The 25822-nt window shown below is 71.4% G+C and carries 25 protein-coding genes, 1 pseudogene and 1 riboswitch; of the genes and pseudogenes, 13 read left to right on the top strand and 13 right to left on the bottom strand.

Going from position 1 to position 25822, the window contains the following annotated elements; all coding sequences use genetic code 11:
- Window positions 1-2: 2 nt before the first annotated feature.
- From ACQEV1_RS24920 to ACQEV1_RS24910, 3 genes and pseudogenes are all read left to right on the top strand, one after another.
- Window positions 3-992 carry an alpha-ketoacid dehydrogenase subunit beta gene (locus ACQEV1_RS24920; RefSeq protein WP_433396438.1) on the top strand — a complete coding sequence of 330 codons (990 nt, stop codon included), beginning with the start codon at window positions 3-5 and terminating at the stop codon, window positions 990-992.
- Window positions 993-999: 7 nt separating this feature from the next.
- Window positions 1000-2298 carry a dihydrolipoamide acetyltransferase family protein gene (locus ACQEV1_RS24915; protein ID WP_433396436.1) on the top strand — a complete coding sequence of 433 codons (1299 nt, stop codon included), beginning with the start codon at window positions 1000-1002 and terminating at the stop codon, window positions 2296-2298.
- Window positions 2299-2403: 105 nt separating this feature from the next.
- Window positions 2404-2859 (top strand): annotated as a pseudogene (locus tag ACQEV1_RS24910) (hypothetical protein); the annotation flags it as partial.
- Between the two features lie 168 nt (window positions 2860-3027).
- Here the strand turns inward: ACQEV1_RS24910 and ACQEV1_RS24905 are convergent.
- The 3 genes from ACQEV1_RS24905 to ACQEV1_RS24895 all read right to left on the bottom strand — a co-directional run bounded on the left by ACQEV1_RS24905 (window position 3028) and on the right by ACQEV1_RS24895 (window position 5736).
- Window positions 3028-3333, bottom strand: coding sequence for a glycoside hydrolase domain-containing protein (locus tag ACQEV1_RS24905; protein WP_433396434.1), 306 nt, complete (start codon window positions 3331-3333; stop codon window positions 3028-3030).
- 171 nt (window positions 3334-3504) lie between these two features.
- On the bottom strand, window positions 3505-4776 hold the full coding sequence (locus ACQEV1_RS24900; RefSeq protein ID WP_285584117.1) for a PrsW family intramembrane metalloprotease: 1272 nt from the start codon (window positions 4774-4776) through the stop codon (window positions 3505-3507).
- A gap of 15 nt (window positions 4777-4791) precedes the next feature.
- Window positions 4792-5736, bottom strand: a complete 945-nt coding sequence (locus ACQEV1_RS24895) for a heme o synthase (RefSeq protein WP_432705685.1) — start codon at window positions 5734-5736, stop codon at window positions 4792-4794.
- Between the two features lie 476 nt (window positions 5737-6212).
- On the opposite strand from ACQEV1_RS24895, the gene tkt reads away from it, so the two are divergent.
- The 6 genes from tkt (at window position 6213) to pgl (ending at window position 14745) form a co-directional block, all read left to right on the top strand.
- Window positions 6213-8255 (top strand): transketolase, encoded by a 2043-nt coding sequence (gene tkt / locus ACQEV1_RS24890; RefSeq protein WP_432705687.1) that lies wholly within the window; start codon window positions 6213-6215, stop codon window positions 8253-8255.
- Window positions 8256-8263: 8 nt separating this feature from the next.
- Window positions 8264-9364 carry a transaldolase gene (tal, locus tag ACQEV1_RS24885; protein ID WP_285636652.1) on the top strand — a complete coding sequence of 367 codons (1101 nt, stop codon included), beginning with the start codon at window positions 8264-8266 and terminating at the stop codon, window positions 9362-9364.
- Between the two features lie 115 nt (window positions 9365-9479).
- A complete protein-coding gene (locus ACQEV1_RS24880; RefSeq protein ID WP_433396432.1) occupies window positions 9480-11087 on the top strand; it encodes a glucose-6-phosphate isomerase in 1608 nt (535 codons plus the stop codon).
- A 381-nt stretch (window positions 11088-11468) separates the two neighbouring features.
- On the top strand, window positions 11469-13004 hold the full coding sequence (gene zwf, locus ACQEV1_RS24875; RefSeq protein ID WP_433396430.1) for a glucose-6-phosphate dehydrogenase: 1536 nt from the start codon (window positions 11469-11471) through the stop codon (window positions 13002-13004).
- Window positions 13005-13006: 2 nt separating this feature from the next.
- A complete protein-coding gene (locus ACQEV1_RS24870) occupies window positions 13007-13975 on the top strand; it encodes a glucose-6-phosphate dehydrogenase assembly protein OpcA (protein ID WP_433396429.1) in 969 nt (322 codons plus the stop codon).
- Window positions 13976-13977: 2 nt separating this feature from the next.
- Window positions 13978-14745, top strand: coding sequence for a 6-phosphogluconolactonase (gene pgl, locus ACQEV1_RS24865; protein WP_433396427.1), 768 nt, complete (start codon window positions 13978-13980; stop codon window positions 14743-14745).
- A gap of 8 nt (window positions 14746-14753) precedes the next feature.
- Here the strand turns inward: pgl and ACQEV1_RS24860 are convergent, their stop codons facing one another.
- The gene (locus ACQEV1_RS24860) at window positions 14754-15206 is read right to left on the bottom strand and encodes an Lrp/AsnC family transcriptional regulator (protein WP_285636638.1); all 453 of its coding nucleotides are present in this window, start codon (window positions 15204-15206) and stop codon (window positions 14754-14756) included.
- A gap of 106 nt (window positions 15207-15312) precedes the next feature.
- Here ACQEV1_RS24860 and ACQEV1_RS24855 point away from each other — a divergent pair, with 106 nt between their 5' ends.
- The gene (locus ACQEV1_RS24855; RefSeq protein ID WP_433396424.1) at window positions 15313-15930 is read left to right on the top strand and encodes a LysE family translocator; all 618 of its coding nucleotides are present in this window, start codon (window positions 15313-15315) and stop codon (window positions 15928-15930) included.
- Here the strand turns inward: ACQEV1_RS24855 and ACQEV1_RS24850 are convergent.
- Window positions 15908-16666 (bottom strand): class I SAM-dependent methyltransferase, encoded by a 759-nt coding sequence (locus ACQEV1_RS24850; protein ID WP_285584104.1) that lies wholly within the window; start codon window positions 16664-16666, stop codon window positions 15908-15910. The two genes, ACQEV1_RS24855 and ACQEV1_RS24850, sit on opposite strands and share 23 nt — an antisense overlap.
- Window positions 16667-16722: 56 nt before the next feature.
- On the opposite strand from ACQEV1_RS24850, the gene ACQEV1_RS24845 reads away from it, so the two are divergent.
- Window positions 16723-17409, top strand: a complete 687-nt coding sequence (locus tag ACQEV1_RS24845) for a (2Fe-2S)-binding protein (RefSeq protein WP_433396422.1) — start codon at window positions 16723-16725, stop codon at window positions 17407-17409.
- Window positions 17410-17431: 22 nt separating this feature from the next.
- Here the strand turns inward: ACQEV1_RS24845 and ACQEV1_RS24840 are convergent, their stop codons facing one another.
- Window positions 17432-18058: an ATP-dependent Clp protease proteolytic subunit gene (locus ACQEV1_RS24840; protein ID WP_433396420.1), complete on the bottom strand. Its 627-nt coding sequence runs from the start codon at window positions 18056-18058 to the stop codon at window positions 17432-17434.
- Between the two features lie 120 nt (window positions 18059-18178).
- Here ACQEV1_RS24840 and ACQEV1_RS24835 point away from each other — a divergent pair, with 120 nt between their 5' ends.
- Window positions 18179-18766: a carboxymuconolactone decarboxylase family protein gene (locus ACQEV1_RS24835; protein WP_433396418.1), complete on the top strand. Its 588-nt coding sequence runs from the start codon at window positions 18179-18181 to the stop codon at window positions 18764-18766.
- 309 nt (window positions 18767-19075) lie between these two features.
- Here ACQEV1_RS24835 and glyA read toward each other — a convergent pair whose 3' ends face one another.
- The 7 genes from glyA to gap form a co-directional block, all read right to left on the bottom strand.
- Window positions 19076-20341 carry a serine hydroxymethyltransferase gene (gene glyA / locus ACQEV1_RS24830; protein WP_433396416.1) on the bottom strand — a complete coding sequence of 422 codons (1266 nt, stop codon included), beginning with the start codon at window positions 20339-20341 and terminating at the stop codon, window positions 19076-19078.
- Window positions 20342-20361: 20 nt separating this feature from the next.
- Window positions 20362-20444, bottom strand: a riboswitch (ZMP/ZTP riboswitch).
- Between the two features lie 18 nt (window positions 20445-20462).
- Window positions 20463-20879, bottom strand: coding sequence for a DUF5655 domain-containing protein (locus ACQEV1_RS24825; protein ID WP_285584095.1), 417 nt, complete (start codon window positions 20877-20879; stop codon window positions 20463-20465).
- 125 nt (window positions 20880-21004) lie between these two features.
- Window positions 21005-21376 carry an RNA polymerase-binding protein RbpA gene (locus ACQEV1_RS24820; protein ID WP_285584093.1) on the bottom strand — a complete coding sequence of 124 codons (372 nt, stop codon included), beginning with the start codon at window positions 21374-21376 and terminating at the stop codon, window positions 21005-21007.
- 82 nt (window positions 21377-21458) lie between these two features.
- Window positions 21459-21701 (bottom strand): preprotein translocase subunit SecG, encoded by a 243-nt coding sequence (gene secG / locus ACQEV1_RS24815; RefSeq protein WP_285584091.1) that lies wholly within the window; start codon window positions 21699-21701, stop codon window positions 21459-21461.
- A gap of 129 nt (window positions 21702-21830) precedes the next feature.
- Window positions 21831-22637 (bottom strand): triose-phosphate isomerase, encoded by an 807-nt coding sequence (gene tpiA / locus ACQEV1_RS24810; protein ID WP_285636619.1) that lies wholly within the window; start codon window positions 22635-22637, stop codon window positions 21831-21833.
- A gap of 2 nt (window positions 22638-22639) precedes the next feature.
- Window positions 22640-23830, bottom strand: coding sequence for a phosphoglycerate kinase (locus ACQEV1_RS24805; protein ID WP_433396412.1), 1191 nt, complete (start codon window positions 23828-23830; stop codon window positions 22640-22642).
- A gap of 5 nt (window positions 23831-23835) precedes the next feature.
- Complete coding sequence (gene gap, locus ACQEV1_RS24800) at window positions 23836-24840, bottom strand: type I glyceraldehyde-3-phosphate dehydrogenase (protein WP_285584087.1); 1005 nt, start codon at window positions 24838-24840, stop codon at window positions 23836-23838.
- A 331-nt stretch (window positions 24841-25171) separates the two neighbouring features.
- On the opposite strand from gap, the gene ACQEV1_RS24795 reads away from it, so the two are divergent.
- Window positions 25172-25786, top strand: a complete 615-nt coding sequence (locus ACQEV1_RS24795; RefSeq protein ID WP_433396410.1) for a hypothetical protein — start codon at window positions 25172-25174, stop codon at window positions 25784-25786.
- Window positions 25787-25822: the final 36 nt, after the last annotated feature.

Here is a 25822-nt window from a genome sequence, read left to right as displayed (position 1 = left end):
CGATGGCCACCGTCACCTATCGCCAGGCCCTGCGGGACACGCTTCGCGCCGAGATGCTCCGCGACGAGGACGTCTTCCTCATGGGCGAAGAGATCGGCGTCTTCGAGGGCTCGTACAAGATCACCGAGGGGCTGCTGAAGGAGTTCGGACCCCGCCGGGTGCGCGACACCCCCATCGCCGAGGAGGGCTTCGTCGGCGCCGCGATCGGCGCGGCGATGCTCGGGCTGCGGCCCGTCGTCGAGATCATGACGATCAACTTCTCGCTGCTCGCCCTCGACCAGATCGTCAACCACGCGGCCAAGATCTACGGCATGTTCGGCGGTCAGTGCAGCGTGCCGATGGTGATCCGCACCCCCGGGGGCGGCGGACAGCAGCTCGGCGCCACCCACTCCCAGAACGTCGAGCTGTTCTACTCCTTCATCCCCGGCCTCAAGGTTCTGGCCCCCAGCACGCCGGCCGAGGCCTCGGCGATGCTCAAGGCCGCGATCCGCGACGACGACCCGGTGCTCTTCCTGGAGAACCTCGCGCTCTACAACACCAAGGGCGAGGTCCCCGACGAGGTCGCGCCCGCGGAGATCGGCCGGGCCGCCGTCACGCGCGAGGGCACCGACATCACGCTCATCGCCTACTCGCGGATGGCGCGCGTCGCCGCGGAGGTCGCCGAGAAACTCGCCGCCGACGGCGTGTCCGCCGAGGTCGTGGACCTGCGCAGCCTGCGGCCTCTGGACCGCGAGACGATCGTCGCCTCGGTCCGCCGTACGGGCTGCGCCGTGATCGCCGAGGACGACTGGCTCACGTACGGGATCGGCGCCGAGATCGCCGCCACGATCCAGGAGGGCGCGTTCGACTGGCTCGACGCGCCCGTGCGCCGGGTGGCGATGGCCGAGGTCCCGCTCCCCTACTCCAAGCCCCTCGAACTCGCCGCGCTGCCGTCGGCCGAGTCCCTCGTCACCGCCGTACGCGACACGCTCGCCGCGACCGGCCGCCGTTAGGAAGACCATGTCCGAGATCCTCATGCCCCGCCTGTCCGACACCATGGAGGAAGGCGTCGTCAGCTCGTGGCACAAGAAGCCCGGCGACAAGGTCTCTGTCGGTGACTCGCTCGTCGACATCGAGACCGACAAGGCCCTGATGGAGTACGAGGCGTACGAGGACGGCGTCCTCGGCGAGATCCTCGTGCCCGAGGGCGCCACCGCGACCATCGGCACGCCGATCGCGGTCCTGGTCACCGATGGCGCCGCCCCGGCGGCCGCTCCCGCCGCGGCACCCGTGGAGGCGCCCGCGGCGGAGACCGCCCCGGCCCCCGCCGCCACCGCCACCGCCACCGCCGTCGCGGAGCCCGAGCCTTCGGCCGGAGGCAACGGCTCGGCGTCGACGCGGTCCCGTCCGCCCTCCTCGCCGCTGGCCCGCCGGATCGCGCGGGAGAACGGCGTCGACCTCAGCACGCTGACCGGCTCGGGTCCCGGCGGCCGCATCGTCCGCGCCGACGTGGAGGCCGCCGCCCTCGACTCCGCCGTCCGGTCCGCGCCGCCCGCGACGCCGTCCACCGCGTCCCCCGCCCCGCAGCCCGCCGCGCCGTCAACCCAGCAGCCGGTCCAGGCGTCCGCCGACGACGAGGACGTCGAGCGGGTGCCGCTGAGCCGGATCCGCAAGGTCACCGCGCGCCGGCTCGCCGAGAGCATGCGGACCGCGCCGCACTTCTACCTGACGCGTGTCGTCGACGTGGAGGAGCTGCTCGCGTTCCGCGCGACGCTCAACGCCGCGCTGGCGCCCGCCAAGGTCAGCGTCAACGACCTGATCGTCAAGGCGTGCGCGACCGCGCTGCGCGCCAACCCGGTGCTGAACGTCTCCTTCACCGAGGAGTACCTGCTCGTGCACAAGCGCGTGCACGTGGGCGTCGCGGTGGCGCTGGACCAGGGCCTGGTCGTGCCGGTGATCCGCGACACCGACCGCAAGAGCGTCTCCCAGATCGGCGCGGAGACGCGCGAGCTGGCCGGGCGCGCCCGGGAGCAGAAGCTGACGCCGCAGGAGATGTCGGGCGGCACGTTCACGGTGAGCAACCTGGGCATGTTCGGCGTGGACGCCTTCACCGCCGTGATCAACCCGCCGGAGGCCGCGATCCTCGCCGTGGGCGCGACCCGCAAGGACGTGGTGTTCCGCGACGGCGAGGTGGTCCCCCGCGACCGGATGACCATCACGCTGTCGATCGACCACCGTGCCTGCGACGGCGCGACCGGCGCGGCGTTCCTCGGAGAGCTCGCCGAGCTGCTGGAGAACCCGCTGCGCATCGTCGCCTGAGCGCGCCGCACCCAAGAGCAGGGGTGTCCCGTCTCGTGAAGAACCACAGACGGGGCACCCCGTACCAATTCCGTCAGGCGGTCACGCGAACGCCGAGGCGAACACCTGCAGCGAGCCCGAGCCCGACTTCGGCGTGTTCAGCGTGATGCTCTTGACCTGCCGGCCCGGGTCCAACGTGATCGGCGTCGCGCCGAACACGTACATGTTGATCTCCTGCTTCCCTCCGTCGGAGGAGTTGCGGTACGGCCTCTTGGCGACGATCTCGTTGCCGAACCTCGGCGGGCAGGCGTCGGCGCCGAGCGCCCAGTCGCCGGGCTCCAGCGCGTCCGAGGCCGTCGACCCGTCCGTGTAGGTGATCGTGACGGTGGACGACGCATCACCGTTGCCGGCCGCGCCCAGGAACGCCGGCTTGGACGCCCCGGCCGGCGCGCTCGGCAGGTCGACGACCTGGCCGCTCGCCTGGACGTTACCGACGGCTCGTTCCTGTCGCCGTTCGACCCCGGCTGGTACGTCGAGGGCAACGGCTCCCAGTACCACTGGATGACCTACTCCGACGTCGCCGGCCTGTTCGGCGCGATGGGCGGCCGCGACCAGGCGGCCAAGCGGCTCGGCCAAGCCGCCCGCGGGGATCACCGTGACGCCCGCCTCGGGCGCCCTCACGGTCGGCGACGCCGGGCGTGCGGACCAGAAGGTGACCGTCTCGGCGGCGGCCGGCACGAAACCGGACTACTACTCGGCGCCGTTCGAGCCGAAGCGGGGCTGGATCCAGTCGTTCACCGGGTTGTAGATCGTCTTCCAGGCGTGCGAGCGCTTCATGAACGCCTGGGAGGTGCCGTTGTCGCCGAGCCGCTGGGCGAGCTGGGCGATGCCGAAGTTTGCCAGGCCGTACTCCAGCGTGGTCGCGGGTCGCCCGGCACGTAGCCGAGCCTGAGGTAGTCGGCGTTGCCGGGCCGTTCGCTGTAGCCGGTGGCCTTGTCCTCCCCGACCCGGTTCGCGCCCTTGACCATGGCTCCTGATCCCGGTGTCGGTCGTCATAGCGTACGAGCCGGGTGAGGCCTGCTCGTTCGCGTGCTGGAAGGTCTGGACGTGCTCCGGGCCGTGCAGCCCGGCCCGGAGATGTGGGTCATGCTGAAGCCGCGAAACCGGTCGTCCTCGTACTTGTAGCCGCCGCCGGAGGTGCGCGAGCCGCTGACGTGACCGCGTGCGTCAGGCCGGGCCGTACGGGCCCTGGGGGCCGTAGGGGCCCTCGGAACCGTACGGGCCCTGGGGGCGGAACGGGCCGGGCGGCGGCGGGCCGAAGGACGGGCCCGGGCGCAGGAAGCCCGACTGGTCCGGGCCGGCCCACGGCGGCATCAGCGGGCGCGTCCGGCGCACCTGGAAGGCCTGCCGCGCCACGTGCATGAGGTTCATCAGGTCGAGCCGACGCCGGTAGAACCAGGCGGGCTCGGCCACGCCGCGCTCGGCGCGCTGGTGCAGCAGCGCGAGTTCGGTCGCGGCCAGCTGGTAGTCGCCCATGGCGCGCGCGGCCTGGCTGCCGCCGGCCATGCGGGCCCACTGCCGGGCCCGGCGCCGCAGTGCGATGCTGCCGAGCATCTGGACGTCCTGCGGCGTCACGAGGCCCGTGCCGGCGTACATCGGCAGGTGCAGCCGGATCAGGCGTACGGTCTGGCGCCGCTCGCGGACCACGATGACGATCAGGCCGACGATGATGCAGAAGTCGATGCCGTACGCGACGGTGAGGCCCTTGAGGCCGAAGGCGCTGGAGAAGTTCCAGGCGCCGTGCAGCAGCATCGCCCCGCACAGCCCGGCGACGGGCGCGGCGACCCGCGCGGCCCCGCGGTGCAGCGCCGCGTACGCCACCCCCAGCCCGGTCATCGAGGTGAACAGCGGGTGCCCGAACGGCGAGATCACGCCGCGCATGATGAAGACGGCCTCGATGTTGTGCTGGTTGATCGCCCGCATGTAGTAGCCGATGTTCTCCATCATCGCGAAGCCGAGGGCGACCATGGCCGCGTAGATGATGCCGTCGGTCAGGCCGTCGAGCTCGTTCCGACGGAACCACAGGAATCCGAACAGCACCGCGCCCTTGAGCGACTCCTCCACCAGCGGCGCGCCGATCGAGGCGGTGACGAGCTCGCCGCGTTCGCCGAAGACCGGTTTGGTCAGCAGCTCATAGCCCGCGGTGTTGAGGATCAGCGCGCCCAGCACCGCCACACCCGCGCCCCACATGAACGCGAACAGCAGCGCGCGCCAGGGCTCGGGCTCCAGCCGGTCGAGCATGAGGACCAGCGCCACCAGGAGCGGCACCGGCAGGATCGCCAGGATGAGCCCGATGACGAACGGCGCGCCGTTGAGGGCGTCGAGTCCCAGCACGATCAGCGCGCACAACGTCGAGACGATGAGTCCGACGATCAGACCGACCGGTGCCCGCCCGGGCATGCGGCCTTCAAGGACCGCCTTGGGATCAACGCGCGCCATGCCGCGACATTAACCTCAGTGCAGCAGCGGGTCGATCGCGACGGCCAGGAACAGCAGCGCCAGGTAGGCGTTGGACAGGTGAAAGTAGCGCATCGGCTTGAGCACCGCTCCGGTGACGCCACGGCGCACCCGGCCGAGCAGACGGTAGGCCTCCAGCAGCGAGACGGCGCCGAGCACCGCGGCCACGACCGGGTAGAAGAGCGTCGTGTGCGCCACCGGCCACAGGGCCAGCGAGCAGGCCACCGTGACCCAGGTGTAGACGATCACCTCGATGGCGACCCGGCGCTCGGTGGCCACCACCGGCAGCATCGGGACGTTCGCGGCGGCGTAGTCCTCGCGGTAGCGCATCGCGAGCGTCCACGTGTGCGGCGGCGTCCAGAAGAACACCACGAGGAACAGCACGAGCGGCGTCCACGCGAGGCGCCCCGTCAGCGCCGACCAGCCGATCATGACGGGCATGCAGCCGGCGATGCCGCCCCACACGACGTTCTGCGTGGTGCGGCGCTTGAGCAGCATCGAGTAGACGAAGACGTAGAAGCAGATCGCGAACACCGACATGCCGGCGGCCAGCCAGTTGAGGGCCAGCCCGAGGAACAGGGTCGAGGCGACGGCCAGCGCGATGCCGAAGACCAGCGTCTCGCGCGGCGAGACCTGCACCATGGGCAGCGGCCTGCGGCGCGTGCGGCGCATCTTGGCGTCGATGTCACGATCGATGTAGCAGTTGAGCGCGTTGGCGCTGCCCGCCGACAGCATGCCGCCCGCCAGCGTGGCGATGACCGGCCACAGCGGCGGGAGACCACCGGCGGCCAGGAACATGACCGGCAGCGTGGTGATCAACAGCAGTTCGATGATCCGGGGCTTCGTGAGCGCCACGTAGGCGCGGACGAGCGCGCCGAGCGGGCGGCGGCCGGGACCCACGGGCGCGGGCGTCCGCACGGGACGGTTGATGACCACCGTCACGGGACGTCCACTGGCGTGTTCTCGACATAAAGGGGCACTATGACGAATCCTCGAATCTTTACCGCCGCTTTGCACTGAATCCCGGGCCTTATCACTCACCGGCCACGGCCGCGCCATCACTGTAGTCCCGGTGTCGGCGCACCCCGTCATCGGGGTGGGCGGACACGCGTACGCGCCGGATGATTCGCGTCCGGGATCGCGGGAAGTGCCGTACGCGACACGACGTTAAACGACACATAGGCTCCCGCGCCCGGCAAAAGAGTCCCGGGCGATAGGCTCGCCGAGGGCCCGAGGAGTGGCCTGATCAAGGTGCTCCCCGGATCGAGGCACGCTTTTCCGCCCGCGGGGGGCGGGCCACGGGGGCATTGCACGTAGCCGAGAGGAGCCTGGAGCGTCTCGTGAGTACGGATTCCGACAACACCTTCACCTGGACCGAGCTGGACCAGCGGGCCGTGGACACGGTCCGCGCGCTCGCCATGGACGCCGTCGAGGAGGCCGGCTCAGGCCACCCCGGGACCGCGATGAGCCTGGCGCCGGCCGCCTACCTGCTGTTCCAGCGGGTGATGCGCCACGACCCGACCGACCCCGACTGGGCCGGCCGCGACCGGTTCGTGCTGTCCGCGGGTCACAGCAGCCTGACGCTCTACATCCAGCTGTACCTGTCCGGCTACGGCCTCACCCTGGATGACCTGAAGGGCCTGCGCAAGTGGGGCAGCCTGACCCCGGGCCATCCCGAGCACGGCCACACCATCGGCGTCGAGACCACCACCGGACCGCTGGGCCAGGGCCTGGGCAACGCCGTGGGCATGGCGATGGCGGCGCGGCGTGAGCGGGGCCTGTTCGACCCGGAGCCGTCGTTCGGCGACAGCCCGTTCGACCACTACATCTACTCGATCGTCTCCGACGGCGACATCGAAGAGGGCATCAGCCACGAGGTCAGCTCGCTCGCCGGTCACCAGAAGCTCGGCAACCTCATCGTCATCTACGACGACAACCAGATCTCCATCGAGGACGACACGCAGATCGCCAAGTCCGAGGACGTCGCCGCCCGCTACGAGGCGTACGGCTGGCATGTCCAGAAGGTCGACTGGACCTCGGACGACGGCTACAAGGAGGACCCCGAGGCCCTCTACCGCGCGCTGCTGGCCGCCAAGGCCGAGCTCGGCCGCCCGTCGCTGATCTCGCTGCGCACGATCATCGGCTGGCCCGCGCCCAACCTGCAGAACACCGGCAAGGCCCACGGCGCCGCGCTCGGCGCCGAGGAGGTCGCGGCGACCAAGCGGGTGCTCGGCCAGAACCCGGACAAGACCTTCGACGTGCCCGAGGAGATCCTCCAGCACGCGCGCAAGGTGGTCGAGCGCGCCCGTGCCGCGCACGCCGAGTGGAACAAGGCCTTCGAGGCCTGGCGCTCGGGCAACCCGGAGCGCGCGTCGGAGTACGACCGCATCCGCGTCCGCCGGCTGCCGGACGGCTGGACCGCCAAGCTGCCGGAGTTCGAGGCGGGCAAGGCGGTCGCGACCCGTGCGGCCTCCGGCGAGATCCTCGGCGCGATCGGCCCGGTGCTGCCGGAGCTGTGGGGCGGCTCGGCCGACCTGGCGGGCAGCAACAACACGACGATGAAGGGCGAGCCGTCCTTCATCCCCGAGGAGTACCAGACCAAGGACTACCCCGGGAACCGCTACGGCCGCACCCTGCACTTCGGCATCCGTGAGCACGGCATGGGCGCGATCATGAACGGCATCGCCCTGCACGACGGCACCCGCCCGTACGGCGGCACGTTCCTGGTCTTCAGCGACTACATGCGCCCGTCCGTGCGGCTGGCCGCGCTGATGAAGCTGCCGGTCACCTACGTCTGGACGCACGACTCGATCGGCCTCGGCGAGGACGGTCCGACCCACCAGCCGGTCGAGCACCTGTGGGCCCTGCGCGCGATCCCCGGCCTCGACATCGTCCGGCCTGCGGACGCCAACGAGACGGCCGTCGCCTGGCGGACCATCCTCGAGCACACCGACCGCCCGGCGGGCCTCGCGCTCACCCGGCAGAAGGTGCCGACGTTCGACCGCTCGGAGTTCGGCTCCGCCGAGGGCACGGCCAAGGGCGCGTACGTCCTGGTCGACGCCTCGAACGGGCAGCCGGACGTCATCCTCATCGCCACCGGCAGCGAGGTGCAGATCGCGGTGGAGGCCCGTGAGGTCCTCGAGCGCGACGGCACGCCCACGCGGGTCGTCTCCATGCCGTCGGTGGAGTGGTTCGAAGAGCAGGACGAGGCCTACAAGCAGCAGGTGCTCCCCCCGGCGGTGCGCGCGCGCGTGTCCGTGGAGGCCGGGGCCGCCCTCGGGTGGCGCACCTACATCGGCGACGCGGGCGAGAGCGTGAGCCTGGACCACTTCGGCGCGTCGGCCGACTACAAGACGTTGTTCCAGCAGTTCGGCTTCACCGCCGACCGGGTCGTGGCCGCGGCGCGTTCCAGCCTCACGAAGGTGAACGTGACCGGTCAGGGTTCGACGACCGGTAACTGAGGAGAGAGATGAGTGACATCCTGAAGGCGCTCTCCGACGAGGGCGTGTCCATCTGGCTCGACGACATCAGCCGCGAGCGTCTGCAGAGCGGCAACCTCGCCCAGCTGATCAAGGAGAAGCACGTCGTCGGGGTGACGTCCAACCCGACGATCTTCGCCAAGGCCCTCAGCAAGGGCTCGGCCTACGACGAGCAGGTCCGTGAGCTCGCGGTCCGCGGCGTCGACGTCGAGGAGGGCGTCCGGGCGATAACGACGTACGACATCCGGTGGGCGGCCGACGTCCTGCGGCCGGTCTACGACCGTACCGACGGCGTCGACGGGCGCGTGTCCATCGAGGTCGACCCGCGTCTCGCGCACGACACCGAGAAGACCGTCGCCGAGGCCAAGGCACTGTGGTGGCTGGTCGACCGGCCGAACACCTTCATCAAGATTCCCGCGACGCTCCCCGGCCTGCCGGCGATCACCGAGACGCTGGCGCAGGGCATCAGCGTGAACGTCACGCTGATCTTCTCGCTGGAGCGCTACGGCCAGGTCATCGACGCCTTCTTCGAGGGGCTGGAGAAGGCACGGGCGAACGGCCACGACCTGTCCAAGATCGAGTCCGTGGCGTCGTTCTTCGTCAGCCGCGTCGATTCCGAGATCGACAAGCGCCTGGACAAGCTCGGTGAGACCGAGCTGAAGGGCAAGGCCGGCATCGCCAACGCCCGCCTGGCGTACGCCCTGTTCGAGGAGAAGTTCGGCACCGACCGCTGGACGGCGCTCAAGGACGCGGGCGCGCGCCCGCAGCGTCCCCTGTGGGCCTCGACCGGTGTGAAGAACCCGGACTACCCCGACACCATGTACGTCGACGAGCTCGTGGCGCCACAGGTGGTCAACACGATGCCGGAGGCGACGCTCGACGCCACCGCCGACCACGGCCGCATCTCCGGCAACACGATCCAGGGCCGGTACGACGAGGCCCGGCGGCACCTGACCGCGCTCAAGGAGGCCGGCGTCGACTACGACGACGTCGTCCGCGTCCTCGAGGAGGAGGGCGTGGAGAAGTTCGAGGCCTCCTGGAAGGAGCTCCTCGACACGGTCAAGGGTGAACTGGAGGCCAAGGCAGGGTAAGTCCGGCCTGGAACGGGCAGTACCAGCCCGGGTACGGGGTGAACCTGGGAGGCACTGTGAGCGAGAGAGCGATATGGCACGACGTCACCGTCACGGGGTCGGCGAAGGAGGCCCCGTGACGTTGCGCGTGACCGGCGGCGGCGTGTCGCTGACCGTCCAGGGCGACGCGGTCGGTGAGTCCGACGGCGTCCTCGAACGGCTGGCCGCCGACGGCGTGCCGGCCGCCCTCATGGCCGGCAACGCCAGCCTGTGGGGGCCCGAGGCGACGGATGAGGCGGCCGGGCGGCTCGGCTGGGTGCACGCGCCCGAACGCTCGCGCCGGCTGCTCCCCCGCCTCGACGAGCTCACCGAGCGCTTCGCGGGCCTGGACCACGTCGTTCTCGCCGGCACGGGCGGCGCCTGCCTGGCCGCCGAGGTGATCGCGCGCGGCCAGGGCGCGGACCTCACCCTGCTCGACACGGTCGACCCGCACCAGGTGCGGCGCGCGGCCAGGGGTCCGCTCGATCGCACGCTGCTGGTCGTCTCCGGCGCCGAGACGGTCGAGACCGACGCGGTACGGCGCGTCTTCGAGCGCGCCTTCCGCGACGCGGGCATCGACCCGGCCGGACGCATCGTGGTCGTGGGGCCGCCCGGCTCGCCGCTGGACGCCCCCGGCCACACGTTCGTCGCCGCCGACCCGGAGGTGGCCGGCTGCTTCGGCGCGCTGAGCGCCTACGGCCTGGTGCCGGCGGCGCTCTGCGGGGCCGACGTACGGCGGCTGCTGGACGAGGCCGAGGCACTCGTCCCCTCGCTGCTGCTCGGCTACGACAACCCCGGGCTGGTGCTGGGCGCCGCGCTGGGCACCGCGCCGGCGAACGGGCGGGACCGGCTGCTCATCGCCGATGACGGTTCGGGGCCGCTGGGCCTGGACCGCTGGATCGAGCAGTTGGTCGCCGAGTCGACCGGCAAGGACGGCCGGGGGCTGGTGCCGGTCGTCGTGGAGGGCCCGGCCGCGCCGGGGTTCGGCGCCACGCGCGACGTGCGCCGGCTCGTGCTCGGCGACCCCGCCGACGGCACCGGGCTGGCCGTGTCCGGGCCGCTGGGCGCGCTGTTCCTGCTGTGGGAGTACGCCGCGGCGGTGGCCTGCCGGGTCATCGGCGTCAGCCCGTTCGACCGGCCGGCGATCAGTGAGTCCGAGGAGGCCCTGTCGGGCCTGCTGCGCGGCGCGGAGGACGGCACGCCCCCGGTGGTGATCGGCTGCGAGCCGGTCCTGGTGGACGGCGAGGTGGAGGTGCACGCCACCGGCGACATGCTGGAGGGTGCCAAGGACCTCCGCGACGTCCTCGACGCGTTCACCCACGCCGTGCCCGCCGACGGTTACGTGGCGGTGATGGCCTACCTCGACGCGGCGGACGACACGACCGGGCTACGGCCGCCGCTCGCCCGCCGGGCCGCGCACGAGCGCGACGCCCAGGCGGCGTTCGGCCTGGCGCCGCGGCTGCTGCACTCGACCGGCCAGGTGTACAAGGACGGACCGCGCACGGGCGTGTTCCTGCAGATCACCGGGGCGGTCACCGCCGACGTCGACGTGCCCGGCCGGCCGTACTCCCTCGGCACGCTGCAGCGCGCCCAGGCCTTCGCCGACCTGCGGGCGCTGCGCACGCGGGGGCACACGGTCGTGCGGCTGCATCTGCGGGACCGGGCGGCCGGGCTCGCGAGGCTGGAGGCCGCGCTCAGCGGCTGAATCCGAGCGCTGCGAGAACGCCAAGTGATCCACTTTTCCCGGTGTTTACCGCACGTTCGGCCCCATGGACCCCCATCAACTGAAACGATCGGAGAGGACATGCCATGTCGGGTGATATGGCATGTGCCAGAGAATGGAACAATGCGGAGGCAGGCGCCCGCGACGGCGTACATTCCGCCGACGGGGGAAGATCGTGCACGACGTGATGGTTCGGGATAGTGGTCATCGGCTCTCCGATGACCGGAAACGCACGATCGCCGCGCGGTCAGGCCCGCGGCGAGAGCGCCTGGTCCGCCGGGCGCACCACTGCCCAGGGAGGACGGGGATGTCGGGCATCAGTCGGCCCACCGGTAAGACCGCAACGCAGGACGGAGATGGCAGATGACGCGGATGGAGAACATCCTCAACCCGCTCCGCGATCCCCGCGACAAGCGTCTGCCGCGCGTGGCCGGGCCATGTGTGCTCGTGCTGTTCGGGGTCACCGGGGACCTGTCCCGTAAGAAGCTGCTTCCGGCGATCTACGACCTGGCCAACCGCGGCCTGCTGCCGCCGGGCTTCGCCGTGGTCGGGTTCGCCCGCCGCGACTGGGAGCACCAGGACTTCCGCCAGCTCGCGCACGACGCGGTCAAGGAGCACGCGCGAACGCCCTTCCGCGAGGAGGTCTGGAACCAGCTCAGCGAGGGCATCCACTTCGTACCGGGCACCTTCGACGACGACGCGGCGTTCGAGCAGCTGGCGACGGCCGTCAAGGAGCTGGACGCCAAGCGGGGCACCGGCGGCAACTACGCGTTCTACCTGTCGATTCCGCCGAAGTTCTTCCAGGACGTCGTCAAGCAGCTCCAGCGCAGCGGGCTGTCCAAGCCGTCGGAGGGCTCCTGGCGGCGTGTCGTCATCGAGAAGCCGTTCGGCCACGACCTGGCCAGCGCGCGGGAGCTCAACGCCATCCTGCACGAGGTCTTCCCCGAGGAGTCGATCTTCCGCATCGACCACTACCTCGGCAAGGAGACGGTCCAGAACATCCTGGCGCTGCGCTTCGCCAACACGCTGTACGAGCCGATCTGGAACCGCTCCTACGTCGACCACGTGCAGATCACGATGGCCGAGGACATCGGCATCGGCGGCCGGGCCGGCTACTTCGACGGCATCGGCGCCGCCCGCGACGTGATCCAGAACCACCTGCTCCAGCTCCTCGCGCTGACCGCGATGGAGGAGCCGGTCTCCTTCGAGGCCGAGTCCGTACGCGCGGAGAAGGCCAAGATCCTGTCCGCGGTGCGCCTGCCGGCCGACCTGGACACCTACACCGTGCGCGGCCAGTACGCCGCGGGCTGGCAGGGCGGCGTGAAGGTGCCCGGGTTCCGCGAGGAGGAGGGCATCCCGCCGGGTTCGCGCACCGACACGTACGCCGCGATGCGCCTCGACATCGACACGCGCCGCTGGGCGGGCGTGCCGTTCTACCTGCGCACCGGCAAGCGCCTGGCCCGGCGCGCCACCGAGGTGGCGCTGATGTTCCAGCGGGCGCCGCACCTGCCGTTCGCGCAGACCGACACCGAGGAGCTGGGCCAGAACGCCCTGGTCATCAGGGTGCAGCCGGACGAGGGCGTGACCCTGCGGTTCGGCTCGAAGGTGCCGGGCACCTCGATGGAGGTCCGCGACGTCAACATGGACTTCGACTACGGCGAGTCCTTCACCGAGTCCTCCCCCGAGGCGTACGAGCGGCTGCTGCTGGACGTGCTGATCGGTGACCCGCCGCTGTTCCCCCGCCAGGAGGAGGTCGAGCTGTCGTGGCGGATTCTCGACCCGGTCGAGGAGCACTGGGAGAAGCACGGCGCTCCCCAGCCCTACCCCGCGGGTAGCTGGGGACCCAAGGCGGCGGACGAGATGATGGCCCGCGACGGCCGAGCGTGGAGGCGACTCTAAGGATGATCATCGATCTGGCGAACACCAGCACCCGCAAGATCCAGGATGCGCTGACCGCGACCCGCCACCGGATGGGCGGCCCGGCCACCGGCAAGGTGCTGACGTTGATCGTCGTGACCGACGAGGCGGCCCAGTACGACGCGATCCGCGCCGCCACCGAGGTGGCGCGCGAGCATCCCTGCCGCATTCTCGGCGTGATCGCCCGCGGCCGCGAGGCCGAGTCCCGCTTCGACGCCGAGGTCCGCGTCGGCGAGAGCGGTCCCGGTGAGACGGTGCTGCTGCGGATGTACGGCCAGCTCGCCGAGCACGCCGACTCCGTGGTGCTGCCGCTGCTGGTGCCCGACACGCCCGTCGTCACCTGGTGGCCCGGCGAGGCACCGGCCAAGCCGGGCGACGAGGCCCTCGGCGCACTCGCCCAGCGCCGGGTCACCGACTCGGCGAGCGCCGCCGACCCGCTCGGCGCGCTGAAGCGACTGGCCGGTGGCTACCTGCCCGGCGACACCGACTTCGCGTGGGCGCGCGTCACGCCGTGGCGTTCCCTGCTCGCCGCGGCCCTTGACCAGCCGCACGACGACGTCACGGCGGCCCGTATCGAGGCCGATCCCGGCAGCCCGAGCGCGGCGCTGCTCGGCGGCTGGCTGTCGGTGCGCCTCGGCGTCTCGGCGGAGATCGCCGAGTCCCGTGGGCCGGGCATCACGGCGGTGCGCCTCACCACCAAGGACGGTGAGATCGCGGTCACCCGCCCGGACGGCCGGGTCGCGACGCTCTCGCGGTCCGACCAGCCCGACCGCCAGGTCGCGCTGCACCGGCGCTCGACCGCCGAGCTGCTCGCCGAAGAACTGCGGCGTCTCGACCCCGACGAGGTCTACTACGAGGCGGTCCAGCGGTTCGCCAAGGGCCTGGAGGCGTCGTCCGCGCAGGCCGCCCCCGCCGCGAAGAGCGCCGCGAAGCCGAAGGCGAAGAAGTCGTGACCATGCCGTCCGTCGTGGTCCACCAGGACCAGGACCTGCTCGCCAAGGCCGTCGCCGCGCGGCTGGTGACGCGGCTCGTGGACGCGCAGTCCGCGGGCGGCGGCGCCCACGTCGTCCTCACCGGGGGCGGCGTGGGCACCGCCGTCCTGGCGGAGCTGGCCGCCGCACCCGCCCGCGACGCCGTCGACTGGCAGAACGTGGACATCTGGTGGGGCGACGAGCGATACCTGCCCTCCGGCCACGAGGAGCGGAACGAGACCGGCGCGCGTGCGGCCCTGCTCGACCACGTCGACGTGGACGAACGCCGCGTACACCCGATGCCCGCGTCCGACTCGGGGCTCTCCCCCGAGGACGCCGCGCGGAAGTACGCCGAGGCGCTGCGGAAGGCCACCCGCCCGGACGATCACGGCGACGTGCCGTCGTTCGACGTGCTCATGCTCGGCCTGGGCCCGGACGCGCACGTGGCGTCGCTGTTCCCGGGCCTGCCCGCGCTGCGGGAGAGCCGCCCGGTCGTGGCCGTGCACGGGGCGCCGAAACCCCCGCCCACCCGCCTGAGCCTGACCCTCCCGGCGCTCCGCAGCGCCAGAGAGGTCTGGATCATCGCGGCGGGCGAGTCGAAGGCCAAGGCCGCGCGACTGGCCCTGTCCGACGCGGACCCCGCCGAGGTGCCGGCCGCCGGTGCCCGGGGAAAGCAGCGAACGCTGTTCGTACTCGACCGGGCCGCCGCCGGCGAGCTGCCGCCGGACATCTCCCGGCCCGCGTCCCGCTGACGCGGCGCTCAGGTGGGGAGCGGCCGGTCGTTCACCACATGCTTCATGACGAGCGTGGAGTTCAGCCGCTGCACGCCAGGGAGGGCGGACAGGACGTCGTCCTCCAGCTCCTGGTAGGCGGTCAGGTCGGCGGTGACGACGCGCAGCAGGTAGTCGGGGTCGCCGAACAGCCTCTGGGCCTGTACGACCTCCGGCACCCGGGCGACCGCCTCCTCGAAGCCGAGCAACGTGTCGCGATCCTCCTGCCGCATGGTGACGAAGACCAGCGCCTGGAAGGTCAGGCCGAGCGCGCCGGCGTCCACGATCGCGCGGTAGCCGACGATCGTTCCGTCGCGTTCCAGCTCCCGTAGACGGCGATGGCACGGCGAGACGCTCAGTCCCACCCGCGCCGCCAGCTCCGTGATCGTCGCACGGCCGTCTTCCTGTAGCTCGGCAAGGATCTTCCGGTCGATCGCGTCCACACAGAAGATTCTTCCAGAATCCGCCGCTCAGCCAGCAGAAGTTGGAAACACTTCCGCGCCGATCGCACGTATTCTCCTCATCGACAGCCGCGATCGGAGAAGACTCATGGCCGTAAGCTCCGTGCTCGCCTTCTGGATCGTCGCGCTGCTCCTCATCGTGGTGCCGGGCGCGGACTGGGCGTTCACCATCAGCGCGGGGCTGCGCGGCCGCTCCGTGCTTCCCGCGGTGGCCGGGCTGGTCGTCGGCTACGCCGCCGTCACCCTCATCGTCGCGGCGGGGGTCGGCGCCCTGGTGGCGGGGTCACCGGCCGCGCTGACCGGTCTCACGCTCGTCGGCGGCCTCTACCTGATGTGGCACGGCGCGACGACGTTCGCCCGCCCCTCCACGCCCGGCACGAGCGGCCACCGCCTGACCGGAACCGACCGGGCCGTCTTCGTCCGCGGCATCGGCGTCAGCGGGCTCAACCCGAAGGGCTTATTGATCTTCCTCGCCCTGCTGCCCCAGTTCACCGATCGCGACGGCGGCTGGCCCATCGCCGGGCAGATCGGCGTGCTCGGCCTGACGTTCATGGTGACGTGCGCGGTGTTCTATCTCTGCCTCGGCGCCCTCACCCGTACCGTCCTGTACGGCCGGCCGGCCGCCGCGCACCTCATCGGCCGCCTCTCCGGGACCGCCATGGTCGCCGTCGGCGCCTGGCTGATCATCGATCGGCTGTCGGGCTGACGCGGCGCAGGAGCGTGATCATGCGCCAGGCGTCCGGGGAGTCCAGCGACACCCCGGCGTCGAAGTCGCCGTACCGGGCCTCGACGGTGAGGCCGCCCGCGAGGCGGATGGCGGCCTGGAGCTCGGTCGCGGTCCAGAAACGGTAGGGCACGACGCCCTGGATCACGTCGCCGCCGTCGATCGCGATGGTCACCCGGTCGCGGACGACCTGGGTGATCGGGTCCAGCTCGTCACCGGGCTCTCCCCAGCGTACGTGCGCGCTCACGCCGTCCTTGCTGACCGTCCAGGCGTTGGACACGCGCGGAGTGTCGCTGAGGCGGTCGGCCGGATGGCTCATCTCGATGACCGCGAGCCCGCCGTCGGCCAGGTGCTCGCGGACGTGGGAGAGGTACGCCACGAAGGCGTCCAGCGTCATGAGATGCGCGGTCGAGTCGAGCATGGTGACGACCAGGTCGAACCGGCGGCCGAGCCGGAACCCGGTCATGTCCGCCTCCACGACCTCCAGCGGGAGGCCCTCCCCCTGCGAGCGCGCGTACGCGCACATCGCCGGGCTCAGGTCCAGCGCGGTGGCCGCGACGCCTCGGCGGGCGAACTCCCGCGCGTGTTCGGCCGGCCCGGCGGCCAGCTCCAGCACCGTACGGACCGGGCCCGCCCAGGCGAGCAGGGCGTCCACCTCGGCGCTCACGTCGCGGAAGGAACAGGCCAGCTCGTACGCCCGGGGGTGGTCATAGATCACGGCTCAATCGTCCCAGAGTTGACCGGCCGGGCCGTACCCGGCAGGCTCGGGCGGTGATGAAGGACCGGCCAGACCCCACGGCGGCGCTCGCCGACGTGGCACGGATCGGCCCGTTCTTCTCGGTCGACACCGACCCCGGCATCGCGGGCCATCCGCTCTGGCGGCCGTTCACCGAGCTGGCGGGGCGGGCCCTGCCGGATCAGATCGCCGCCGTCCGTGCGCGGCTGGGCACCGGTGAGGAGCGCGTCGCGGCCTCACTGCTGTTCCAGGGGATCGCGGGCCGGCTGTGGTCGCCGGTGCTGGCGGCGGCCGTGGAGCACGGCGTGCTCCCCGACCTGGACCCGGCCCGTACGTACTGGCGCGCGGCCTCGCCGGGGCCGGTGCTGCTGGCGGCGCCGGAGCCGCCGGGGCTGGTCGCTGACGCCTCCGCCGTGCACCGCGTCGTGGTGGACCGTCATCTGCGCCCGCTGGTGAGCGCGCTCCGCGAGGTGACTCCGGTCGCCGAGGGCCTGCTGTGGGGCAACGCCGCCTCGGCGCTGGCCGGAGCGCTCACCGTCCTGGCGGGAGCGCGCCCCGGAAGCACCGCACCTGCCGACCGGCTGGTACGGGAGTTGCTGGAGGTACCGCCCCTGCGCGGCACGGGCGAGCTCGGGCCGCGGGGCTTCCAGCGGCGCAGCTGCTGCCTGTACTACCGCGTACCCGGCGGTGGCCTCTGCGGCGACTGCGCCTTACGAGAGCCGTGACCGGCGCCGCCCCGACCGGCGATCACGGGCGGTCGCCGGCGATCGCGTGGATGAGGCCGTACTCCCGCGCCTGCTCGGCGGTGAACATGCGACCCTCGCGCGCGTCCTCGCGGACCTCGTCCACCTCGCGGCCGGTGACCTCGGCGAGCCGGAGGTAGAACGCGTCCACCTTCCGCCGGTGCTCCTCCTCGCGGATGGCCACGTCGGAGGCGGCACCGCCGGCCTCGGTGCGCGGCTCGGTCAGCAGGAGGGTCGCGTGCGGGGTCATCTCGCGGCTCCGCCCGGCCGCCAGGATCAGCAGCGCCGGCCCGCCCGCCTGGCCGATCACCACGACGTTCACCGCGCAGGACAGGACGCCCATCGTGTCGGCCACCGCGAACGCCGCCTCGAGGTCGGCGTCCGGGGCGCGCAGGTGCAGGGCGATCGGCTCGTCGCCACTCCCGTCCAGCATGATCAACCGTGCGGACAGGTCGGTGGCGAGGTCGCCGTCGATCCGGCCGTTCGCCAGCACGATGCGCCGGTCGTACAGCAGGTCGGCGGCGCTCGGCCCGGCGTACGCACCCCGCTGGGGCAGGTCCCGGGGATCGCCCTGGGGCTCCCGCCGCGACGGCTCCCATGGGAACTCGGGCGGAAACGACGGCATCGTCATGGTGACCATCCCTCTCATCCGGCCGGCAGGTTCCGCCCTCGACGATAGTCCGGCTCCCGGCCCCCATGCCCCCTCGCCGTACCCGGATCGGCCGCGCCGCGCCGCGATACGGTGCTGTCCGTGATCGACGAGCCGCGTCTCCCCTCCCTGCATCCCGACGATCTGAACGACGAGCAGCGTGACGTCTACGAGGCGATCGTCGGCGGTCCCCGCCCGGCGAACGTGTTCTCCTTCGTCGATGAGGAGGGCCGGTTGCTCGGCCCGTTCAACGCGATGCTCTACAGCCCGGCCGTCGGCGATCCGCTGCAGGAGCTGGGCGCCGCGCTGCGGTTCCGGACGAGCTTCACCGCCCGCGAGCGAGAGATCGCGACGCTCGTCGTCGCGGCACAGTCCCGCTCGGAGTACGAGTGGTACGCGCACGAGCGCGCCGGCCGCCGGGCGGGGCTGACCGAGGACGAGCTGACCGCCCTGCGAACCGGCGGCGACCCGGTCCTGGCCGACGCGCGGGAGCGGATCGTTCACGAGACGGCCCGCGCGCTCGCCGCCGACGGTGACCTGTCCGCCCCGATGTACGCCGAGGCGACGGCGTCCCTGGGCCGTACCGCCGTGGTGGAGCTTGTCACCCTCGTCGGCTACTACTCCGCGCTCGCGTTGCAGCTGCGCGTGTTCCGTGTCGGCGTCCCGGACGGCGAGGCGCCGTCCTTCTGAGCCCCCGCCCGGCACGCAGGAAGCTCGAGACGATCGCGACGGTGTCGTCGGGACGCTCGAAGTGCGGCATGTACCCTACGCCGTCGAGCAGGCGCAGGTCGGCTCGGGGAGAACACGGCGCGACGAGCGTGACCGGGACGGTCGACGCCGAGCGCGTCCAGCAGGTCGATGGGCGCCCCGCGCGGCATGCTCTCCGGTACCGCGTCCTACGACCACCACGCGGTCACCTCGATCGTCCGCCGGGTCCTGAACGCCGGCCGATGGCCGCGCGGCGCGGACGGCGGACCCGTCCGCGCCGCGGCCCACGCGTCAGCGGACGGGCGCCCAGCCGGGCATCGGGAAGCCCTTCAGCAGGTTCTGGATCTCCCCCGCGATCGCGTCGAGCGCGGGTCCGTCCTCGGCCGACGCGACCGCGCGGTCGATCCACTCGGCGACGGAGGCCATGTGCTCCTCGGTGAGGCCGCGGGTCGTGACCGCCGCCGTGCCGAGGCGGATCCCCGACGGGCTCCACGGCTTGCGCGGATCGAAGGGCACCGTGTTGAAGTTGAGCTCGATTCCGGCCAGGTCGAGCGCCTTGGCCGCCGGTTTGCCGGCGATGTCCTTGTTCGTCAGGTCGACCAGGATCAGGTGGTTGTCGGTGCCGCCGGACACGAGGTCGAAGCCCCGGTCCGTCAGCGCGGCCGCGAGGGCCTTGGCGTTCGCGACGACCTGCTGGGCGTAGGTGCGGAACTCCGGCCGGGCGGCCTCGTTCAGCGCCACGGCGATCGCCGCGGTCGTGTGGTTGTGCGGGCCGCCCTGCAGCCCGGGGAAGATCGCCTTGTCGATCGCGGTGGCGTGCTCCTCGGTGGTCAGGATCATCGCGCCGCGCGGGCCGCGCAGGGTCTTGTGGGTCGTCGTGGTGATCACGTCGGCGTGCCCGGCCGGGGACGGGTGCGCTCCCCCGGCGACCAGACCCGCGATGTGCGCGATGTCGGCGACGAGGACGGCGCCGGTCTCCCGGGCGATCTCGGCGAACGCGGGGAAGTCGATCGTGCGCGGGATCGCGGTGCCGCCACAGAAGATGACCTTCGGGCGCTCCTTGCGCGCGAGGTCGCGTACCTGGTCCATGTCGACCCGCCCGGTCGTGCGGCCGACACCGTAGTGGACCGGGCGCAGCCACTTGCCGGTGATCGACACCGGCGACCCGTGCGTCAGGTGACCGCCGTGGGCGAGCTCCAGCGACAGGAAGGTGTCACCCGGCTCCATGAACGCCAGGTGCACGGCGAGGTTGGCGGGCGAGCCGGAGTACGGCTGGACGTTGGCGTGCGGGACGCCGAAGAGCGTACGGGCGCGTTCGCCGGCCAGTTCCTCGATCGGGTCGACGACCTGCTGGCCCTCGTAGTAGCGCTTGCCCGGATAGCCCTCGGAGTACTTGTTGGTCAGGACCGAGCCGGTGGCCTCCAGCACGGCGGGTGAGACGTAGTTCTCCGACGCGATGAGCCGGACCTTGTCGTGCTGACGCGTGGCCTCGGCCTCGATGAGCTCGGCGACCGCGGGGTCGGCGTCGGTGAGATGCGACAGCGGCGGTTGGTGCATGGGGATCCTCCCTTGGCAGGAGAGGACACCCAGGCGCGCGGTGCCGTACTCTTCGCTCCCCGGTGGTGAACTCCACCTCGATGCGCCAGTCGCGAGGCCACCCATGGTAGCCGCACGCGGATCAGTCGGTGGCCGCGTCGAAGGACTCGGTGAGCCAGGCGCACACCTGCTCGTCCACGTCGGCGGGGTCGATCAGCTTGATGACGTGCATCGTACGGTCACCGGAGACGAGCAGACGGCGCGCGATGCGTGCGTGCTCGACCGGGCGGGGCAGGAACAGCCAGAGGTTCAGCGACCGCGCTTTGGGCCGCACCTCGGCGAGCTTGCGGTCGCTCTTCAGGAACACCCCGACGCCGACCGCGTCGGCGTGGAAGGGGCCCAGCGTGGCCAGGTGGCCGACCAGCCGGTCGTAGATCTCCCGGTAGGTGTCCGGCCAGGGGGCGAAGCACTCCTCGACCGTGCAGCCGGGCACGCACACGTGCGACTGCCGGGCGCGCCCGAACTCACGGTCGCACCGCGGGCAGGTCCACCGGCCCATGGCCACCTCCGTGACGGCGACGGCCCGGCGTACGCCGAGGCGTGCGCCGGGCCGGTCGCGGACGTGCCTGTCCCGCTCGGACTTGTCCCGAAGCTCCCGTCCGTGACGGGGCTTCGAGTCAGGCCCTAGTTGCGGGCGCGCTCCATGGCCGCCTGGATGGCGGCGCGCTCGTTGCGGAGCTTGGTGAGGGCCTCTTCGAGAATGGCCTCACCGTCGGCGTCGCTGCGCCGCTCCTTGACGTACGCGAGGTGCGTCTTGTACGGCTCGTTGCGCGGGGGCGCAGGGGGGTTCTGGGGGTCCTTGCCGGCGGGGAAACCGCAGCGAGGGCAGTCCCACTGGTCCGGTACGGCGACGTCGGTCGCGAAGCTCGGCCGGGATTCGTGCCGGTTCGCGCAGTAGAACGTCACCCACACCCGGGGTGCCGCCTCACCGCGCTCGGCCTCTCCCATCGGGCCGGCGCCGACGCGGCTGCCCCGAATGGCGTTGCCACTACCCACGGAGTACTCCTCGTTATTCCTGCCGTCGCGACGAGGACGCGACGGCCGTCAACACTGCCTGGCCGGTATGCCTGTGCGCGGATCAGCCGTGGTGGCCGTGTGCGAACAACAGGCCCAGGGCGATGATCGACAGAAACCAGATGATGCCCGTGCCGATCGTGAGCCGGTCGAGGTTGCGCTCGACCACGGACGACCCGCCCAGCGAGGAGCTGATACCGCCGCCGAACAGATCCGACAGGCCACCGCCCTTGCCCTTGTGGAGGAGGACGAGCAACACCATCAGCGCGCTCGTGATGATGAGGACGATGGAAGTTCCGATGATCACAGCAGTTCAGCGCTTTCGTGATTCACCCCGCCGGGCGCGGGGAATAGTCGCGTATTCAGGTCATCCGTTCCGAGGGTACGTCACTACCCCCGCCTGTCTCAGCAGAAACGCTCAGTCCGGCGACGGAGATCAGACGAGCCGCTCACGGAACCGGCAGATCTTGATGAACTCTCCGGCATCGAGGCTGGCGCCCCCGACGAGGGCCCCGTCGATGTCGGCCTGGGCCATGATGCCGCCGATGTTGTCACCCTTGACGGAGCCGCCGTAGAGGACACGCACCTGATCGGCGAGATCTCCACTGTACAGCTCGGCGAGGCGTGTGCGGATCGCGCCGCACACCTCCTGCGCGTCGTCGGGGGTGGCGACCTCACCGGTGCCGATCGCCCAGACCGGCTCGTAGGCGATGACGATCTGCCGGGCCTGCTCCGCCGGCACCTTCTCCAGGGCGCCGTCGAGCTGGCCGAGCGTGTGCGACAGGTGCTCGCCCGCCTGGCGGATCTCCAGGCCCTCGCCCACGCACAGGATCGGCGTCAGCTCGTGCTTGAACGCCGCCTTCACCTTCGCGTTGACGAGCGCGTCGTCCTCGTGGTGGTACTCACGGCGCTCGGAGTGCCCGGCGAGCACGTAGGTGCAGCCGAGCTTGGCGAGCATCGCGGCCGACACCTCGCCGGTGTAGGCGCCCTTCTCGTGTGCCGAGACGTCCTGGGCGCCGTACTTCAGCACCAGCCGGTCGGCGTCCACCAGCGTCTGCACGCTGCGGATGTCGGTGAACGGCGGGAGCACCACGACGTCGGCCGCTTCGTAGTCGGCCTCCTTGAGGCCGAACGCCAGCTTCTGGACGTGCGCGATCGCCTCGAGGTGGTTGAGGTTCATCTTCCAGTTGCCGGCGATGAGGGGCTTGCGGCCCCCCTCGCCGGCGGCACTCTTCGGCGCCACGGTCAGTCCTCCAGAGCGGCAAGGCCGGGCAGCGACTTACCCTCGAGGTACTCGAGGCTCGCGCCGCCGCCGGTCGAGATGTGCGAGAACCCGTCTTCGGGCAGACCCAGCTTGCGTACGGCCGCCGCCGAGTCACCGCCGCCGACGACGGTGAACGCGTCGGAGGCGATCAGGGCCTCGGCCACCGCACGGGTGCCGCCGGAGAAGGCGTCGAACTCGAACACGCCCATCGGGCCGTTCCAGAACACGGTCGCCGCGTCGGCGAGCTTGCTCGCGAACAGCTCACGGGTGCGCGGCCCGATGTCGAGGCCCTCGCGGTCGGCCGGGATCGCGGTCGTGTCGACGACCTCGTGCGGCGCGTCGGCGGCGAACCCGGTCGCGGCCAGCACGTCGACCGGCAGCACGAGCTCGACACCGCGCTCCTCGGCCTCCTTGAGGAAGCCGCTGACCTGGTCGAGCTGGTCATCCTGCAGGAGCGAGTTGCCGACCTCGTGGCCCTGGGCCTTGAGGAAGGTGTAGGCCATACCGCCGCCGATCAGGAGACGGTCGACCTTGCCGAGCAGGTTGGCGATGACACCGAGCTTGTCGGAGACCTTCGCGCCGCCCAGCACCACGGCGTACGGGCGCTTGGGGTCCTCGGTGAGCTGCTTGAGCACCTCGACCTCGGCGGCGACCAGCCCGCCGGCCGCGTGCGGGAGCCGCTGCGGCACGTCGTAGACGCTGGCGTGCTTGCGGTGCACCGCGCCGAAGCCGTCGCCGACGTACAGCTCGGCGAGACCGGCCAGGGCGTCGGCGAACGCGCCGCGCTCGGCGTCGTCCTTGCTGGTCTCCCCCGCGTTGAAGCGGAGGTTCTCCAGCAGGGCGACCTCGCCGTCGGCGAGGGCGTCGACGGTCGCCTTGGCCGAGTCACCGACGGTGTCGTCGGCGAAGCGGACCTCGCGGCCGAGTAGCTCGCCCAGGCGGGCGGCGACCGGCTTCAGAGAGAACTCCGGCTGAGGCTTTCCGTTGGGGCGGCCGAGGTGGGCGCACACGATGACGCGTGCGCCCTTCTCCGCGAGCTCGTTGATGGTGGGCACGCTGGCGCGGATGCGGCCGTCGTCGCCGATCACGCCGTCGGCGAGCGGGACGTTCAGGTCCGAGCGGACCAGGACGCGCTTGCCGCGCACGTCACCGAGCTCATCGATCGTTCGCATCGGGCTCAGAGCCTCGCACCCACGAGCTTGACGAGGTCGACGAGGCGGTTGGAGTAGCCCCACTCGTTGTCGTACCAGCCGACGACCTTGATCTGGTCGCCGATCACCTTGGTCAGGCCGGCGTCGAAGATGCAGGAGGCCGGGTCCGTGACGATGTCGCTGGAGACGATCGGGTCCTCGGTGTAGGTGAGGATGCCGCGCAGCGGGCCCTCGGCGGCGGCGCGGATCGCGTTGTTGACCTCTTCCACCGTGGTCTCGCGGGACAGCGTGGCGGTGAGGTCGGTGGCCGAGCCGGTCGGGACCGGCACGCGCAGGGCGTAGCCGTCGAGCTTGCCCTTGAGCTCCGGCAGCACCAGACCGATCGCCTTGGCGGCGCCGGTGCTGGTCGGCACGACGTTGAGGGCGGCGGCACGGGCGCGGCGCAGGTCCTTGTGCGGGCCGTCCTGGAGGTTCTGGTCCTGGGTGTAGGCGTGGATCGTGGTCATCAGGCCACGCTCGATGCCGAACGTGTCGTTGATCACCTTCGCCATCGGGCCCAGGCAGTTGGTGGTGCAGGAGGCGTTCGAGATGATCGTGTGCTGGTCGGGGTCGTACGCGTCGTCGTTCACGCCGAGAACGATCGTGACGTCCTCGTTCTTGGCCGGCGCGGAGATGATGACCTTCTTCGCACCGTTGTCGGCGTGCACCTTGGCCTTGGTGGCGTCGGTGAACAGGCCGGTCGACTCGACGACGATGTCCACGCCGAGGTCGCCCCACGGCAGCTTGGCCGGGTCGCGCTCCGCGAAGGCCTTGATCGTGTGGCCGCCCACGGTGATCTCGTCGGCGCCGGCCTTCACGTCCTCCGGCAGCCGGCCGAGGATGCTGTCGTACTTGAGCAGGTGAGCGAGCGTGGCGTTGTCGGTGAGGTCGTTGACCGCCACGATCTCCACATCGCCACCCGCCGCGTTGAGAGCGCGCCAGAAGTTACGGCCGATACGGCCGAAGCCGTTAACGCCAACCCGGATGGTCACGGCACCAATCTCCTTCGTCCCCCGGCCTCGTCTACCGGGCAGTGAATCGATGTTTTTTCAGAACCGACCTTATCGAACCCGGGCGGGGAACTCGTCACCACGGCGCCGGGGCGATCGGCCCGCCGCCCGGCCGGGAGCCAACATCCATGGCGGGCGGCGAACCAGACGCAGCCTAATTGGTCTAGACCATGTTGGTCCAGTCGTGGTCTAGACCAAATTGTCCGGAACCATACGCATCGTCCGCCCATCAAACCCAGCACGTATCAAGGGTGGGGCGCTGATTCACCAGGTGAAGACCTGCCTGCGCCCACATAACGGCAAGGTAGGTGTCATGCACGAATCGTCGGCGCGCCCGAGCGGGGGCAACGGCAAAGCGATCGTCCTCGGATTTCTCGCGATGATCCTCGGTGCCGCCCTCTGGGCGGTCATCACCGTCGTCACCGCGCACGAGTTCAGCCTCGTGGCGATCGGGGTCGGCGCCCTGGTCGGCCTGACCATGTTCGCGGCCCGTCCGTCGAGCACCGGCATCGCGGTCGTGGCGGCCCTGTTCACGGTCGTCGGCTGCGCGCTCGGGGAGTTCCTCGCGATCCCCGCGTACGTGGCGCACAAGGCCGGCGCCAGTTTCTCCAAGGTGCTCAGCCTCGAGGTGCACCAACCGAAGCTGTACTTCGACTCGCTCGACGGCAAGACGTACCTGTTCTGGGCGATCGGCGCGGTCGCGGCGTTCAGCATGGTGTTCCGCCGCATCCAGGCCGCCCGGGCCTCGGCCCCCGCGCCCGCTCCGTACGGCGCCGCTCCCCAGCAGCCGTACGCGCCGCAGCAGCCGTCCGCCCCGGCGTACCCGAACCCGCAGCAGCAGTACGGGCCAGGCCCGCAGCAGTACGGCGGGCAGCAGCAGTACGGCGGACAGCCCGGCCCGGGTCAGCAGCAGTATCCGCCGCGCTGAGCGCGGTTCACGAAGAGGGCCCGCCGTGCCTGGCAC

The organism is Actinoallomurus sp. CA-142502 (assembly GCF_050936355.1).
Classification (GTDB): Bacteria; Actinomycetota; Actinomycetes; order Streptosporangiales; family Streptosporangiaceae; genus Actinoallomurus; species Actinoallomurus iriomotensis.
Note: the sequence above shows the minus strand (reverse complement) of the source record. Positions and strands in the feature narration are given on the sequence as shown.